This window comes from Bradyrhizobium sp. BRP19 (genome assembly GCF_020194195.1).
Classification (GTDB): Bacteria; Pseudomonadota; Alphaproteobacteria; order Rhizobiales; family Xanthobacteraceae; genus Bradyrhizobium; species Bradyrhizobium yuanmingense.
This window is the reverse complement of sequence record NZ_JADYVZ010000129.1, coordinates 1-440: the sequence shown is the minus strand read 5'-3', so window position 1 is coordinate 440 and position 440 is coordinate 1. Positions and strand designations below refer to the sequence as shown.

Sequence of the window (440 nt, the reverse complement as noted above, 5' to 3'; positions counted from 1 at the left end):
GCAGATTGCCGCCAATCGGCTTCCACGTGCCAAAGACGCAATTCAGCCATTGGCCGGATCCGTCAGCATTCACCGCGGCAATACCATTCGGAGAACACGACGTGTTCGGACTGGCTCCCCCATTGACCTGAAGATATTCATTCGCGACGACGCGATGCTGAAACCAGTTTTGAGCGAATTGGCTGTTCAGCTGCCCGGTTCCATTCCACGCCGTAGTGCTCAAATTCAGGTTGTGGCCGTTGGCGGGTTCGACATAGATGTCACCCGTGCTTGCAAGGCCCCACTGATTCAAGGTGGTCTGCCCGTAGCCCGGCGCGTTTGTCGACGAAACTCCGCCGTTGGCCACGGTGTTGCCCGACTGGTCAACAGTCAGCAGCTGCGCGTTCCAGGGACTGTTGACCAGGCGCAAAGTCCCGTTGAGGTTCTCGACGTACATGTTG

Annotated in this window: 1 protein-coding gene; it reads right to left on the bottom strand. The window is 57.7% G+C overall.

Going from position 1 to position 440, the window contains the following annotated elements:
- Positions 1-440 (bottom strand): hypothetical protein (locus tag I6F36_RS38825; protein WP_225173275.1); only part of this gene is annotated, 440 nt, incomplete at both ends.